Here is a 12,948-nt window from a genome sequence, read left to right on the forward strand (position 1 = left end):
TCTTCAGCTCCCCGGATTCATGACCAGACCGTGATTACGATGCCGATCATGATGGTGGCCACACCGATGAAATATTGAGTGTGGAACCGCTCACCGAATATGAAATGGCTAGCGATGGGCACAATGACAAAGGCCAGAGCCATCAACGGATAAATCCTGCCAAGGTCGGCCTTTTGTAAAACCCAGATCCAGGCAATGGTGGTGATGCCATACAAAGCCAGCGACAGGAAAAACCAGCCGAGCATGACCGGATCGTACAGGTCGCCGTTCTGGCGAAAGCTCTGCGCGGTGATCTTGAACAGTATCTGCCCGATGGAAATCCCCAGCACACAGGCCAGCGCCGCGAGATAAGTCGCCATGCTAAAGCTCCCGGGCGAGGAATTTTTTCTGCAGATGAATAGGGCGTTTGGGGACGGATTGAATATCGTAGCCAACAAAGGCCAATATGAACTGGATACCGACCAGTACTGGCAGCGCCGATAACATGACCGTTCCGGGCGAAGTTGCAATTCCCGTGCGCACGGAAATAGCCCAGTGAACGGCACCGAACACCGTCCCGAAAGTCAGTAGAAATATGCCTATAGGAAGCTCAAAGGACGCCAGCGACATATCGCGCAGGTAGTAGTTATAGAACAGACGCTTGAACATATTACGCAGGTGTTTACCCGTGAACTCTCCCAGGATCGAGGATATCTTGAGGTTACTGACTTCATCGCCATATCGGGCGCTCATCGGAATATCCACCACCACGGCGCGCAGCGTACCAAGACGAAACAGCATATCGGTCTCGAAAAAATAGCGAGGGCTGATCTTGCTCATCGGCAAATGCCGGGCAACATCGCTGTGAATCGCGGTATAACCATTGGTCGGGTCGAAAAGATCCCAATACCCTGATGACAGCTTGGTCATCAAGGAAAGTGTGGCATTTCCAAAAATACGCAGGCCGGGCATGCGGTTTATTTCTTCAAGGTTGAAGAAACGATTGCCCTTGGTGTAATCCGCCTCGCCTGTTTGTATCGGCGCGATAAAAGCCGGAATCAACGCCGTATTCATTTGTCCGTCGCCGTCCACCTTGACAATGATATCCATGCCATCCGCCAGCGCGGCGGCGTACCCCACCATGACTGTGCCTCCGACACCAAGATTGACAGAGTTGAATATCACCCTGACCCGGTGATCGGAACATCGCTGCTCGACTTCATCGCCGGAGCCCTCTGGACAACAATCATCCACAACATAAATTCGGCTGACGCTATCACCAATTCCGGCGATCACATCCAGTATGTGGTTTTTCACATTGAAACAAGGGATAACAACTGCCGTTTTGGGTAGACGAGTGATGATGTCATGTGTCGTCATGGAGTTTTCTGACCGTCGCGGAAGGGTTATCAGACACGGCTTATGCGCTACAGTTAAGTCCAACCCACTCAAGAATTCCATACTAAAAAGTGTCACGACTTGACGTAGCCGCCAACTTATAAATATTGAAACACTGTTAACTTATTTGACAGTAACACAGCCTTTACAAAGGCCCGATTATCCGTAACTCCCGACATTAACCTCCCACTATCACAGTTGATCCCCCCCATGAATACACCCACTGAAATCGATATTTCAGGACTAAGGTGTTACGACAAGATTGTCGATGATGTGACCTATAGCGTTCCACGCGGTATCACTCGAGAAACACGAGGCCGGGTCTGGATCGTTCGTGTCCTGAAAAATAAACATGTACTGGTCTCGGCGCGCTTCACCGATCTTCGCTTCGGTGGAACCCGCCGCGCTCTGGAAGCTGCAATCATTCACTTGATCCACAGTGGCCATGCCTGGCGACGTGACGATGTCCTGCAATTGACCGAACATGCCACTGCACACTGGCGTAAAAGGAGTGGTGCTGGTCTGTGTGCGGTCGCGTATGTCCCGAAAAAGGGGCCGGGGCGCGGGGAAACCTTTTTCCTGTCCACCTACAAAAGAGTCGCCAGTGGTCGGGGCCTGGGGAAGCTTCGCTCCAAACTGGTCGAAGTCCTGGAAAATGCCCATGAAATGGAAGAAGGTATTTCGACAATACCTTATTCCACTCAAAAGAAGATTCGTCAGGAGGTTGACCTGTTGTTCGACAGCGAGCAGTTTCAGGCCTTTCTTGAAGCCGGTAAAAGAAAGGCGGACCATATTGCCGTCACTGAATATATCGAGAAGCTGTCCAGGGACCCGGAACCCTAGGCTCTGATTCAGTTCATGACGCCTGAATGTGTATCCTGTTTGTATCTACTTGTTGAACCACTCGACTATCAATGCTCTATTTTACCTTTTGTTTACACTCATCATATTGAGTCACCTGTATCAGGGCGAAGATAATCAGTCGGCATTGATGCCCTCTCACATCAATCACTTTTCGTTATTAATCCTGATGCCGCGATTCATCGTATTCGTTACATCATTCCGTTGGATTGATTACAGGCGCTGCACCCGTTATCGATACCCGAAATAAACAGGAAAGTTGATTATGTTAAAACTGACCTTCAAGGCCAGTACCGACCTGGACGCTACACAATTGCGCTGCTACAACAGGGTCGTTGATGGCATCACCCATAGCGTGCCACGAGGGATAAGTCGTGAAGTACGTGGCAACGCCTGGGTCGTGAAAGTCATCAAGAACAAACAGAATGTATTGCTGGCGCGCTTTACGGATGCGTCTTTCGGTGGGACGCGCAAGGCACTGGAAAGCGCCATCATCCACCTGACGCACAGCGGTCATGCCTGGCAGGCGAGTGACGTCCTGCAACTGGACGAGCGCGCCACCGTGCATTGGCGCAAGCGGAGTGGCGTTGGTCTGTGTGCGGTCGCCTACGTGATGAGCAACAAGCCAGGCCGTGGGGAAACCTTTTTCATCTCGACCTACAAGCGGGTCGAAAGCGGCAGGGGCATGGAAAAGCTACGCGCCAAACTGATCGAGACCCGGACGTGCTCTTATGAAACCGAGCACGAGGTTTCGCCCTTGCCCGAGGCGGTCCGGCAAGAATTGCATCTTGATGTCGACACGCTGTTGCGCAGCGACCGCTTCCAGACGTTTCTTGATGCAGGGAAACGCAAGGCCGATCAAATCGCCGTCAATCAATACGTAGAGGCAATCAGCCGGCACGGATAAGGAGCGCCCCAAGACCCTCAGGCCTTGGGGCACGCTCTGTCAGACCCGGAAGCGGCTGACCATTGTCTGCAACTGAACGCCCAGGCGAGCCAGCTCGACGCTGGAAGCAGCCGTTTCTTCACTGGCCGAAGCGGTCTGCTCGGAAACATCGCGCACGTTGATAATGCTGCGAGTGATTTCCTCGGCCACGGCACTCTGTTGCTCAGCGGCAGCCGCAATCTGCTGGTTCATGGACTGGATGCTGGAGACGGTCTGGGTGATGCTGCCCAGCGATGCACCCGCCTTGCGACTGAGGGTGACACTGTTGGCCGTCAGCTCACGGCTGCTGAGCATGATGCTCGACACCTGGCGGGTACCGTTTTGCAGACCGGCCACCAACGTCTCGATCTCTTCGGTCGACTGCTGGGTGCGCTGCGCCAGACCACGTACTTCGTCAGCCACCACTGCGAACCCGCGACCCGCTTCACCGGCCCGTGCCGCCTCGATGGCCGCATTGAGAGCCAGCAGGTTAGTCTGTTCGGCAACGGCCTTGATCACATCCATGACCTTACCGATCTTGTCGCTTTCCTGCTCCAGTTCGTTCATCGCTTCAGCCGAGCGTCCCACTTCTGAGGCCAGACGTTCGATCTGCGCAATCGCCTCACCCACCACCCTGTCGCCATCGCGGGCTTCACGGTCTGCACTGGATGCCGCTTGCGAAGCCTGTTCGGCGTTGTGGGCAACTTCCTGAACGGTAGCCGACATTTCATTCATGGCCGTGGCCACTTGATCGGTCTCGACTTTCTGATTGTTGACCCCGGCGCTGGTCTGCTCGGTCACGGCCGACAGCTCTTCAGCAGCACTGGCAATCTGGGTCACGCCATCGCGGATACCGACAATCAGGTCGCGCAGGGTAGCGCTCATGCGCTGTACACCCTGTTGCAACACGCCCAGCTCATCGCGGCGTGTGACTGCAATGTTGCGCGACAGATCACCCGACGCGATGCGCTCTACTTCGGCCAGCGTGTCCTGCAAAGGAGCTGTGATCTGGCGGGTGATAATCAGTGCCGCCAGAATGCCCAGAACCAGAGCCAGCACGGTGCCGCCGATCTGCATGTTGCGTGCATGGTCACTGTCTTCAGCGCCCCGAACGGCCTGGAGTTGATACAGCGCTTCACTGACCTTGGCCATCGCTACGCCTTGCTCGGTGTTTTCCTTACGGGCCGCGCTGATAGCAGCATTGGCCGCCTTGAAGTTATCCACAGCCTGGCGATAGCTGACGATCGCGCTTTCCAGTTGCTTGAACTCTTCAACATAGCTGCCATTGAACGCAGCCCTGAGCGGCTCCATCCCCTGCAAGGCAGTATCGAGCTGACGGTATGCGTTCTTTTCAGTGGTTTCGGTAGGTTTGCCGGTGTAGCCACGCACTTCATAGCGGATCAGGGCCAGATTTTCCTTGGCTTTCAGAATCGCTTGATAGCGCCCGAAACGGCGCTCGTCATCCGGCGACATGCCGACCACGTCGTCGATGATCCTGCCGATGATTTCTGCGCCTTTGACAGCGTGGACACCCATGGTTTTACGCAGGGCCGCATCGGAGCGATAAGCCTCGCGCATCCGGTCATACGACTGCTGATACTCAGCAGTGAGCTTGCCCATCTCCTGAAGCCTTTCCTGGTTGCCCGGATAGGTAAAAAGCGCCAGCAGCGAGTTGTGCTTTTCCTTGAGGCGATTCAAAAGGCCCTGAGCGACATCACCCATCTTTTCATCGCCGTCCTCAGTGACGTACTGCAAGCGTCTGAGGCGCAGCTCACTCATTTCTGCATTGAGATTCATGATGTCGGCGACGCGCTCGCTACGCTCGATCAGGCTGCCCAGACCACCCCAGCCCGTCAGCGCCAGGAGACAAGTCAGAATGAGTACTGCGCCAAAGCCCAGGGCGAGTTTCAATTTGACACTGATGTTCGCAAACCATGTATTCATGACATTCCTTCGATTTCCTGAACGCTCGCCAGGGCGATTTAAACCGCGACCAGTTGTCCAGTAAGTGGGCCGGATCGAACTAATAAATTGATACAGATGATTACATGAATAACAGAAAGAATGGCTCATGGCCATTCATTAGTGCATGAGATTTATTCACGCTGGCGCGCGAAAAGGCTTGAGATAGAGCATTCGGGCTCAGAAAAAACAGAGCCCGGCAAAGGCCGGGCTCGAAGGTGACGCACTAGGAATCAGACGCGGAAGTGGCTGACCATCATCTGCAACTGCCCGCCCAGGCGAGCCAGCTCGACGCTGGACGCTGCGGTTTCTTCACTGGCCGAAGCGGTCTGCTCGGAAACGTCACGCACATTGATAATGCTGCGGCTGATTTCCTCGGCCACGGCGCTTTGCTCTTCGGCGGCGGCAGCAATCTGCTGGTTCATCGCCTGAATGTTGGACACGGTCTGGGTAATGTTGCCCAGCGATGCGCCCGCCTTGCGGCTGAGTGAAACACTGCTGGCGGTCAGCTCGCGACTGCTGAGCATGATGCTCGACACCTGACGAGTACCATTCTGCAGACCTGCCACCAGGTTTTCGATTTCCTCGGTCGACTGCTGGGTACGCTGCGCCAGGCCACGAACTTCGTCGGCAACCACCGCAAAACCACGACCCGCCTCACCAGCCCGCGCAGCCTCGATGGCCGCGTTGAGGGCCAGCAGGTTAGTCTGTTCGGCAACGGCCTTGATCACGTCCATGACCTTGCCGATCTTGTCGCTTTCCTGTTCCAGCTCGCTCATGGCGTCAGCCGAGCGGCCTACTTCGGCAGCCAGTTTTTCGATCTGGGCAATCGCTTCACCCACCACCTTGTCACCATCGCGGGCTTCACGGTCGGCATTGGAAGCGGCGTGCGAAGCCTGTTCGGCGTTGCGGGCAACTTCCTGAACAGTGGCCGACATTTCATGCATGGCCGTGGCCACCTGATCAGTCTCGACTTTCTGGCTGTTGACCCCGGCGCTGGTCTGCTCGGTCACGGCCGACAGCTCTTCGGCAGCACTGGCAATCTGAGTCACGCCATCACGAATACCGGTAATGAGATCACGCAGCGTGGAACCCATGCGCTGGATACCTTGTTGCAGCACACCCAACTCGTCGCGACGGGTCACCACAATGTTCTGCGACAAGTCGCCCGAAGCGATGCGGTCCACAACGTCCATGGTTTCCTGAAGAGGACGGGTGATCTGACGGGTGATGAGAACCGCGGCCAGAATGCCCAGGAACAGCGCCAGCACGGTGCAGCCGATCTGCATGTTACGGGCCTGCGCACTTTCCATATCGCGACGATCCAGCTGAAGCTGATACATGTCTTCGCTGATCTTGACGATGTCCTGACCTTGTACGGTCATTTCCTTACGCGCCTGCGAAATATCGTTATTCGCCGTCTTGAAACCCTGAAGCGCAGTGCGATAACTGGCCAGAGAAGCCTCCAGTTGCTTCAGGAGATCACCATGGGTGTCACTGAAGTTGGCTTTGAGCGGAGTCAGCCCCTTGATCGCGTCGTCCAGCTGGTTAACGGCTTTCTGTTCGTTTTCAGGTGTGATGTCAGCGGCATAGCCACGAACTTCATAACGCACCTGCATCAAGTCTTCCCTGGTATTGATGATGAGCTCGTACTGGTTGAAACGGGTTTCATCGGCAGGGTCCAGCTTTTTGACGTCGGCCAGGATCTGCTCGATCAGGGCTGCGCCCTTGACGGCATGTACACCCATCTCAGTACGCATGGCAATGCTGGTCCTGTAGCCATTGCGCATGTTGTTCAGGGATTTCTGGTAATCACTGATCACCACACCCAGCTTCTCAAGCAGCCTTACGTTTTCAGGGCTTTTGAAGGACTTGAGCAGTTTCTCCTGATAGCCCTTGAAGCCATCAAGCGACACTTGAACGGTTTCGGCGACCTTCTCGTCCCCGTTGGCGACCATATATTGCAGGCGCGTCACCCGCAGCTTGGTCAGCTGGGAGTTGAGCGAAGTGATGTCGCTCATCCAGTTACTGCGATCAATCAGACTGCTGAGGCTGGTCCAGCCAGTCAGGGCAAGAATGGCAGTAAAAACAAGTACTAGACCGAACCCAAGGGCCAGTTTCATATTTACGCTGATGTTTGCAAACCAGCTATTCATCGACTTTCTCCAGGATCGTCTAGTTTCAAATTATGGCCGCTGGAAAGTTGTTTTTTTAGGCCGCAGCAAAGGCAATACGTAATGTCACTATCGGCAGATCACAGCTGACCTGAAATAAAAAACAGAGAAAGTTGAAAAAAAACCTCTGGGCTTTCACGAAGCTTTCATTCGCTGCAGCCCACAGTTATAAAGGCATGCAGAGAATGACATTCGTCATACCCTGTCATAAAAAAGACGCCATAAATCTGTCTATAATGGATCCAAAAAAGACCAGCATTGCCGTATGGGTATATAGTACTTTAGCCATAGCGAATAGAACGCCTCTATAAAAACAAATTACCCGAACATCAAAACCTATTGTTTCTGCCGAGATTTATAGTAATGAGCTTGAAGTTCCGTCATAAAATCCTGTTAGCCGCATCGGGTGTCGTGGTATTGGCATTCGCACTATTCACTTTCTATAACGATTATCTGCAACGTACGACCATTCGTCAGAATCTTGAGACGTCTGTAGGACAAGCAGGGGAGTTGGCCGCCAGCAGTGTTCAGAACTGGCTGAGCGGGCGCATTCTCGTTCTGGAAAACCTCGCTCAGAACGTTGCCTTCCAAGGTGTAGGGACTGACCTGAGCGGGCTGGTGTCCCAATCCTCGCTGGTATCCACCTTCCAGTTCACCTATGTCGGTGACAGCAAGGGCACATTCACCCAGCGGCCCAATGTCGAAATGCCGGCGGGTTACGACCCACGCCAACGGCCCTGGTACAAATCGACCATCGAAGCCGGCAAGAGCATCCTGAGTGCGCCTTATCTGGCGTCGGTGGGCGGCCTGGTGGTCACCATCGCCAGCCCGATCAAATCAGGCGGCCAGGTTTCCGGCGTGGCCGGTGGCGACCTGAGCCTCGATACGCTGGTCAAGATCATCAATTCCGTCGAGTTCGGCGGTATCGGTTACGCCTTTCTGGTCAGCGGTGACGGTCAGGTCATCGTCAGCCCGGACAAGGATCAGGTGCTGAAGAACCTCAAGGACATCTATCCGGGCCAGACACTGACTCTGGACAAGCGCCTGCGTGAAGTGACCCTCAATGGCCAGGATCGTATCCTGTCCTTTACCCCGATCACCGGCTTGCCATCGGCCGACTGGTATATCGGCCTGAGCATCGACCGCAACAAGGCCTATGCGCCCCTGAGTCAGTTCCGTAGCTCTGCACTGGTCGCGGTACTCATTGCGGTGGCGGTGATTGCATTGCTACTGAGCCTGCTGATCCGTGCGCTGATGCGCCCACTGACCGACATGGGCCGTGCAATGCAGGACATCGCCCAAGGGGAAGGCGACCTGACTCGTCGTCTGCGTATCCAGGGCCAGGATGAATTCGCCGAACTGGGCGGCTCCTTCAACCAGTTTGTCGAGCGCGTACACGCATCCATTGCTGAAGTGTCGTCCGCAACCGTGCAGGTCCATGACCTGTCGCGGCGTGTGGTGGAGTCGTCCAACGCCTCGATCACAGGCTTCGATGAGCAAAGCGCCCGCACCAACAGCGTGGCCGCAGCGATCAACCAGCTGGGCGCCGCCACTCAGGAAATTGCACGCAATGCGTCCGATGCATCGACCCAGGCCAGCGAAGCCCGTGAACAGGCTGAAGACGGCCGGATTGTGGTGGAAAAAACCATAAACGCCATGAGCGAGCTGTCGAGCAAGATCAGCGACTCCTGCTCCAAGATCGAAACCCTCAATGCCAGCACCGACAACATCGGGCACATTCTGGACGTCATCAAAGGCATCTCGCAGCAGACCAACCTGCTGGCACTCAACGCAGCAATCGAGGCAGCACGTGCCGGTGATGCCGGACGCGGTTTTGCCGTGGTGGCCGATGAAGTGCGCAACCTGGCACATCGCACCCAGGTTTCCGCCGATGAGATCCACAAGATGATCGGCGAGCTGCAAAGCGGTTCTCAGCAAGCCGTCTTGAACATGAACGAGAGCCAGACATCCAGCCAGGACAGCGTGGAGGTTGCCAATCAGGCAGGTAACCGTCTGCGCGATGTAACCCGGCGCATCGGTGAAATCGACGGCATGAACCAGTCGGTTGCAGCGGCTACTGAAGAACAGACCGCCGTGGTGGAAACCCTGAACGTGGACATCAGCCAGATCAACACCCTCAACCAACAGGGCGTGTCCAACCTCAATGAAACCCTCAAGGATTGCGCGGCGCTTTCACAACAGGCCGGGCGTTTGAAGCAACTGGTGGACAGCTTCAAGATCTGATGAGGCCAGCCACGTCAGCCGCCTCCTGTGCAGGAAGCGGCTGACGGGTTTCAGACAGGATCGTTACTTCAGCGCACGCCAGGTGAACGGATAACGATATTCCTGGCCTTCGTTGGCCTTGATCGCAGCAATGATCGTCAGCACCAGAGCGCCGACACCGATCAGCATCAATAGCGGAAATCCGATAACCACGATCACCAGCAACATGCTGACAGCCATGGCAATCGAAACCGTGATCTGGAAGTTCAGCGCTTCCTTGCCCTGTGAATCCAGGAACGGATCAGAGTCCTTCTTGAGCTGCCAGACAATCAGCGGCCCAAGCAGATTGCCGAACGGAAAGATAAACCCGCCGAAAGCCGCCAGGTGACAGAACATTGCCCACTGACGAACATCCCGAGCAGGTTTTGGAAACTGGCTGTCACTCATATGCGGCTCCTTTCATTGCGCATCAGTCGGCCAGTGCGGCACGCTGCAATTCGAACAACTCGGTCATGCCTTTCTGGGCCAGCGCCAGCATTGCGTTCAGCTCTTCGGGCTGGAATGGCGCGCCTTCGGCAGTACCCTGAACCTCGATGAAACCACCGGCGCTGGTCATGACCACGTTCAGGTCGGTCTCGGCGGCGGAGTCTTCCAGATAGTCCAGATCGAGCACTGGCTCGCCCTGATACATGCCGACCGACACGGCAGCGATCATCTGCTTGAGCGGGTCACCGCCCTTGAGGCCGCCGCGCTTCTTGATCACTTTCAGGGCATCGACCAGGGCAACCATGGAGCCGGTGATGGATGCAGTACGAGTACCGCCATCGGCCTGAATCACGTCGCAGTCGACATACAGGGTCACGTCGCCCAGCTTGGACATGTCCAGCGAAGCACGCAGCGAGCGGCCGATCAGACGCTGGATCTCCAGAGTACGCCCGCCTTGCTTGCCACGGCTGGCTTCGCGCTGGTTACGCTCGCCGGTCGCACGCGGCAGCATGCCGTACTCGGCGGTCAACCAGCCCTGGCCCTGACCTTTAAGGAAGCGTGGTACGCCATTTTCGACGCTGACCGTGCAGATCACCTTGGTGTCACCGAACTCCACCAGCACAGAACCTTCGGCGTGTTTGGTGTAGTTGCGGGTGATGCGGATCGGACGGAGCTGATCGGCAGCGCGACCACTTGGACGTTTCATCTGGGATACCTGTACTGGGACGGAAAACTGCCGAGCATTATAGAGGTCACAGCCCAAGCTGGGCATATCTAAAAGTCGCAATACCGATACCGGATAGTTCAAAGGCTCTGGGACCGGGCTTTCAAGCCTCGACCACTGGAAAGAACGGAGCCTTGCATCGCTTGTCACATTCACGGATTGGGAGCCTGAGCTGCACTGCGCTACAATCCTGCGCCTTTGCAGCCTGTCGGCTTTTACGACTTCCGTGACCGCGCTCATGGACCGAACCAAGAGGTACTTCCTATGGTGCACAGCATGACGGCCTTTGCCCGAGTCGAACAGGCCGGCGCTCAAGGCACATTGAGTTGGGAACTACGCTCGGTCAATCATCGCTACCTTGAACCTCACCTGCGTCTGCCGGAATCCTTCCGCGACCTGGAGGGCGCAATCCGCGAGGCCCTGCGCCAGGGTTTGTCACGTGGCAAGGTCGAATGCACCTTGCGCTTCGTTGAGGAAAACGCGGGCAAACCGCTGCAAGTGGACCGCGAGCGCGCCGGACAACTGATTGCTGCTGCCGAAGTCGTCGCCGGCCTGATCAAGCAGCCTGCGGCCCTCAACCCTCTTGAGGTCCTGGCCTGGCCTGGCGTTCTGGTGGCCGACGCCTCGGACCCGCAAGCCCTCAACAATGAAGCCCTGAAACTCTTCAACGAAGCCCTGACCGAACTGAAGAACGGTCGCGGCCGCGAAGGTGCGGATCTGGCCAGGCTGCTCGATGAGCGCCTGACGTCCATCACCCAGGAAGTCGCCACCCTGCGCACTCTGGTGCCACAGATGCTGGCCGCTCAGCGGCAGAAAGTCCTGGATCGCTTTGCCGACATGAAGGCAGAGCTTGATCCCCAGCGCCTGGAGCAGGAAATGGTCCTGCTGGCGCAGAAAAGCGATGTCGCGGAAGAGCTCGATCGCCTGAGCACGCACGTCACGGAAGTGCGCCGCGTGCTCAAGACCGGCGGACAGGCGGGTCGTCGCCTGGACTTCCTGATGCAGGAGCTCAACCGCGAAGCCAACACACTAGGCTCCAAGGCCTTCGACCCACGCAGCACACAGGCTGCCGTCAACCTCAAGGTGTTGATCGAGCAGATGCGTGAACAAGTGCAGAATATTGAGTAAGGCTGAACCTGACATGACCCACAGTACCGGTACCCTGTACATCATTTCCGCTCCGTCCGGCGCAGGCAAGACCAGTCTGGTCAAGGCTCTGATCGACGACTCGGAGCAGCAGATCCGCGTTTCGGTTTCGCACACCACCCGCGCCATGCGCCCCGGTGAAGTCGATGGCGTGAATTATCACTTCGTTGATCGCGCCGAATTCCAGCGCATGATCGACCACGGTGATTTCCTGGAGCAGGCCGAAGTCTTCGGAAACCTCTACGGCACGTCGCAGAGCCATCTGCAGCAGACACTGGACGAAGGCCATGACCTGATTCTGGAAATCGACTGGCAAGGCGCCCAGCAGGTTCGCAAGCAGATGCCTCATGCACGCTCGATCTTCATCCTGCCGCCAACCCAGCAGGCACTGCGCCAGCGCCTGACCAACCGTGGCCAGGACAGCGACGAGATCATCGACGCACGTATGCGCGAAGCGGTCAGCGAAATGAGTCACTACAAGGAATATGAGGCCATCGTGGTCAACGATGACTTCGCCCATGCACTGGAAGACCTGAAAGCGATTTTCCGCGCCAACCGGCTCAGCCTGCAGCATCAGGAAGAGAAATACAGCCAGTTATTCAAAGAGTTACTGGCCTGAACCGACCTTGCGGGCAAGCGCTGACGCCTGCCCGCAACGCTCACCCTTCGGCGTGCCGCTTGAAGCTTGTGGCTAACCGCTTGTAAACTACCGAGTCCGCTCGCCCATCCGGGCACCGCGCATACGCATTTGCTACGAGGAATACCCATGGCCCGCGTGACTGTTGAAGACTGCCTGGAACACGTCGATAACCGCTTCGAGCTGGTCATGCTCGCTACCAAGCGTTCGCGTCAGCTCGCTACTGGCGGCAAGGAGCCCAAGCTGGCTTGGGAAAACGACAAGCCTACCGTCGTCGCTCTGCGTGAAATCGCAGCTGGCCTGATGGACTACTCTGTCATCGCAGAAGCTGAAATCGTTGAAGATGAACCATTGTTCGCAGCGTTCGAGGACGAGTCCAGCGAGGCCGTCTAAGCCTATGCCGGGGCGATGTGGTACGACGCAGTGTAAAAGC

12 protein-coding genes and 1 pseudogene are annotated in these 12,948 nt (G+C 56.2%); 6 read left to right on the forward strand and 7 right to left on the reverse strand.

The window, feature by feature from the left end; genetic code table 11:
• Positions 1-17: 17 nt before the first annotated feature.
• Entirely contained in the window at positions 18-359 is a 342-nt protein-coding gene (locus Q6A51_RS03770) for an EamA family transporter (RefSeq protein WP_304574162.1), read from the reverse strand.
• A gap of 1 nt (position 360) precedes the next feature.
• Positions 361-1,359, reverse strand: coding sequence for a glycosyltransferase family 2 protein (locus Q6A51_RS03775; protein WP_304574163.1), 999 nt, complete (start codon positions 1,357-1,359; stop codon positions 361-363).
• Positions 1,360-1,587: 228 nt separating this feature from the next.
• Here Q6A51_RS03775 and Q6A51_RS03780 point away from each other — a divergent pair, with 228 nt between their 5' ends.
• Positions 1,588-2,220 carry a hypothetical protein gene (locus tag Q6A51_RS03780; RefSeq protein ID WP_201001000.1) on the forward strand — a complete coding sequence of 211 codons (633 nt, stop codon included), beginning with the start codon at positions 1,588-1,590 and terminating at the stop codon, positions 2,218-2,220.
• A gap of 283 nt (positions 2,221-2,503) precedes the next feature.
• A complete protein-coding gene (locus Q6A51_RS03785; protein WP_304574164.1) occupies positions 2,504-3,145 on the forward strand; it encodes a hypothetical protein in 642 nt (213 codons plus the stop codon).
• Positions 3,146-3,184: 39 nt separating this feature from the next.
• Here the strand turns inward: Q6A51_RS03785 and Q6A51_RS03790 are convergent, their stop codons facing one another.
• The 3 genes and pseudogenes from Q6A51_RS03790 to Q6A51_RS27415 all read right to left on the reverse strand — a co-directional run.
• Positions 3,185-5,107, reverse strand: coding sequence for a HAMP domain-containing methyl-accepting chemotaxis protein (locus Q6A51_RS03790; RefSeq protein ID WP_304574165.1), 1,923 nt, complete (start codon positions 5,105-5,107; stop codon positions 3,185-3,187).
• Positions 5,108-5,358: 251 nt separating this feature from the next.
• Positions 5,359-6,222, reverse strand: a complete 864-nt coding sequence (locus tag Q6A51_RS27410; protein WP_405046120.1) for a methyl-accepting chemotaxis protein — start codon at positions 6,220-6,222, stop codon at positions 5,359-5,361.
• A 39-nt stretch (positions 6,223-6,261) separates the two neighbouring features.
• Positions 6,262-7,146 (reverse strand): annotated as a pseudogene (locus Q6A51_RS27415) (methyl-accepting chemotaxis protein); the annotation flags it as partial.
• A gap of 516 nt (positions 7,147-7,662) precedes the next feature.
• Here Q6A51_RS27415 and Q6A51_RS03800 point away from each other — a divergent pair.
• A complete protein-coding gene (locus tag Q6A51_RS03800; RefSeq protein ID WP_304574167.1) occupies positions 7,663-9,543 on the forward strand; it encodes a methyl-accepting chemotaxis protein in 1,881 nt (626 codons plus the stop codon).
• Positions 9,544-9,606: 63 nt separating this feature from the next.
• Here the strand turns inward: Q6A51_RS03800 and Q6A51_RS03805 are convergent, their stop codons facing one another.
• Positions 9,607-9,969 carry a DUF4870 domain-containing protein gene (locus Q6A51_RS03805; protein ID WP_201000990.1) on the reverse strand — a complete coding sequence of 121 codons (363 nt, stop codon included), beginning with the start codon at positions 9,967-9,969 and terminating at the stop codon, positions 9,607-9,609.
• A gap of 22 nt (positions 9,970-9,991) precedes the next feature.
• Entirely contained in the window at positions 9,992-10,714 is a 723-nt protein-coding gene (rph, locus tag Q6A51_RS03810; RefSeq protein WP_304574168.1) for a ribonuclease PH, read from the reverse strand.
• Between the two features lie 282 nt (positions 10,715-10,996).
• Here rph and Q6A51_RS03815 point away from each other — a divergent pair, with 282 nt between their 5' ends.
• The 3 genes from Q6A51_RS03815 (at position 10,997) to rpoZ (ending at position 12,908) form a co-directional block, all read left to right on the forward strand.
• A complete protein-coding gene (locus Q6A51_RS03815) occupies positions 10,997-11,860 on the forward strand; it encodes a YicC/YloC family endoribonuclease (RefSeq protein WP_201019498.1) in 864 nt (287 codons plus the stop codon).
• A gap of 13 nt (positions 11,861-11,873) precedes the next feature.
• Positions 11,874-12,497 carry a guanylate kinase gene (gene gmk / locus Q6A51_RS03820; RefSeq protein WP_201019499.1) on the forward strand — a complete coding sequence of 208 codons (624 nt, stop codon included), beginning with the start codon at positions 11,874-11,876 and terminating at the stop codon, positions 12,495-12,497.
• A 147-nt stretch (positions 12,498-12,644) separates the two neighbouring features.
• Positions 12,645-12,908: a DNA-directed RNA polymerase subunit omega gene (gene rpoZ, locus Q6A51_RS03825; RefSeq protein WP_117163837.1), complete on the forward strand. Its 264-nt coding sequence runs from the start codon at positions 12,645-12,647 to the stop codon at positions 12,906-12,908.
• Positions 12,909-12,948: the final 40 nt, after the last annotated feature.

It is taken from the genome of Pseudomonas serbiensis (genome assembly GCF_030580745.1).
GTDB classification, from domain to species: Bacteria; Pseudomonadota; Gammaproteobacteria; order Pseudomonadales; family Pseudomonadaceae; genus Aquipseudomonas; species Aquipseudomonas serbiensis.